A 1,742-nucleotide genomic window follows, 5' to 3' on the forward strand; every position below is an offset into this window, starting at 1 on the left:
CATCGCGCCACCAACCCGGCATGTAAGGGTGACTCGCAAGATTTTCCGGACGGCTCGCAAGATCACTCGCAGACCTTTCCCGGACACTCGCAGGATTCGGTGGACGCGACATCCACGCTGCTGACCTGCATCATCAGGTTGGAAATGGCTCAATGAGCCGAATACGGTCGTCATGCCTCTCGGGCCGCCAACGCGACCCCTGATTCAGGACGACCACCCATTCCCAGTCGACGAAGGTCTGCGCAACGAGCGATTCGAAGCACTCGTCGATGAAGCGGGTGCGGTTGCTTCCAGTGAAGACCGTTACGCGAGGTGTGCGCATGGAGCCATTCACCTACCCGCTGGAGTCGAGGACTTAGAGGTAGGGGTCGGGCGGTACTTCGCTGGAACCGCTGAGGTGAGCCCCTTGTCCAGACGGATCGCCGTCTTGAACGCGTCCCGCGCTGTCGCGTCCTCACCGGACTGGGACAGCATCATGCCCAGTCGCAGGTAGGCGGTCGACGCCTTGTTGTCGATCGACACGATCTTGCGATAGATGTCTATCGCCGTGGTCGGTGCCTTACCTTCCAGGACGATGGCCTTGTTGTAGAGGGCCGGCTTGTAGTTGGCGTCGGCCTCCAGCGCCTTGTCGTAGTTGCTGATCGCCTCGTCGGCCTGGTTGCGGGACTGGGCGATGTAGCCCAGGTTGAACCAGGCGAACTTGTTGTCGGCCTCGGCGTCCAGCAGTTTCTCGAAGGTGGCCTTCGCCGCGTCGAAGTTACCGGCCTGGCCCTGCTCAAGACCGAGCTTGAGCAGATCAGCCGGCGTTTCGGTGCCGCCGTTCGTCTTGTCGGTGCTGCCGGCGTTGTTCGTCTGCGGCTTCTCGGCAGGCTTGTCGCTGCTGCATGCCGTGACTCCGGTCAGCAGGACCGCGCCGCAGGCGAGCGACCCGAATATCTGACGCATGTTCATTACTCCTCCTCGACCGTAACGGGGCTGTTCGACCTGCTGTTCGGCCGGTTGGCCTCGCTACTGTTGGACGTCGCCCGGCCCGACGTGTTGGACGGAGCCCCCAACATCAGCGGTGTGGCGAGTGAAATGCAGGAGACCCAGATATCGGCGCCCCCGCCGGTGAAGGTGAACTGGTAGCCGCTGGTTGTGAGCGGCTGGATGAGCACCGGGTTGACGCCTGCACCCGAGAGTTGATAGCCGGTTCCGACAGCAATGTCTCCAGGCTCGCAGCCGAAATCGACAGGGGTGTCTGCGATCACGGTCAGCGGGCCCTGAATGTAAGCGGCCTGGATTCCGTTGCCAGCCACGCCCTGCGTGCCTTGGGCGCCCGTGGCGCCCTGCGGTCCTGGCACCCCCTGAAGTCCCTGCGCCCCCGTGTCTCCCTGGGCCCCCTGTGCACCCTGGGCCCCCTGGGCCCCCTGTGCACCCTGGGCGCCCTGGGCGCCCTGGAAGCCCTGGGCACCGGTTGCGCCCTGGGCGCCTGCGTCCCCCTGCGCACCTTGGACGCCTTGGAAGCCTTGCGCTCCTGCGTCGCCTTGCGTGCCCTGGGCGCCGGTGGCGCCTTGGAAGCCTTGAGCACCTTGTGCGCCCGCGTCGCCTTGCGGGCCTTGGGCTCCGGTCGCGCCTTGTGCGCCCGCGTCGCCTTGCGGGCCTTGGGCTCCGGTCGCGCCTTGTGCGCCCGCGTCGCCTTGCGGGCCTTGGGCTCCGGTCGCGCCTTGTGCGCCCGCGTCGCCTTGCGGGCCTTGGGCTCC

Annotated in this window: 2 protein-coding genes; both read right to left on the minus strand. The window is 66.0% G+C overall.

From position 1 onward, the window contains the following. Nucleotides 1–330: 330 nt before the first annotated feature. Nucleotides 331–951, minus strand: coding sequence for a tetratricopeptide repeat protein (locus tag NIE111_RS29275; RefSeq protein WP_238687485.1), 621 nt, complete (start codon nt 949–951; stop codon nt 331–333). Continuing rightward, nucleotides 951–1,298: a hypothetical protein gene (locus tag NIE111_RS29280; protein WP_238687486.1), complete on the minus strand. Its 348-nt coding sequence runs from the start codon at nt 1,296–1,298 to the stop codon at nt 951–953. The genes NIE111_RS29275 and NIE111_RS29280 overlap by 1 nt, the downstream gene beginning before the upstream one ends. Nucleotides 1,299–1,742: the final 444 nt, after the last annotated feature.

Origin of the sequence: Micromonospora hortensis (assembly GCF_022230935.1) — a bacterium.
Lineage (GTDB): Bacteria > Actinomycetota > Actinomycetes > Mycobacteriales > Micromonosporaceae > Micromonospora > Micromonospora hortensis.